This window comes from Desulfovibrio desulfuricans (assembly GCF_024460775.1).
GTDB lineage: Bacteria > Desulfobacterota > Desulfovibrionia > Desulfovibrionales > Desulfovibrionaceae > Desulfovibrio > Desulfovibrio desulfuricans_E.
Genome location: NZ_JANFYZ010000121.1, coordinates 1 through 228, shown reverse-complemented (window position 1 = coordinate 228; position 228 = coordinate 1). Strand labels below are relative to the sequence as shown.

The 228-nt window shown below is 38.6% G+C and carries 1 protein-coding gene; it reads left to right on the top strand.

All coding sequences use genetic code 11. From position 1 onward, the window contains the following. A partial coding sequence (locus NE637_RS15625; RefSeq protein WP_256267840.1) for a hypothetical protein occupies positions 1 to 228 on the top strand: 228 nt, incomplete at both ends.

The following is a 228-nucleotide window of genomic DNA, read 5'->3' as shown; positions in this document are numbered from 1 at the left end:
AATGGAAAGACATTGTATACCACAAGTACAATGATGATAGAACAAGCTATGAGTGTGTGCCTTGTTACAATAGTGTTGATGAGTATATAGCAAGCGAAAAAGAAGATTTAGAAAGCTATAAGGCAGACTTAGAAGAAGCACTGGAAGAACTGAATGATATGAGAGAAGACTGGAAACCAGAGAAAGAGCCGAACATGGACGAGGAAATCGAACTCATTAAGAAGTGGG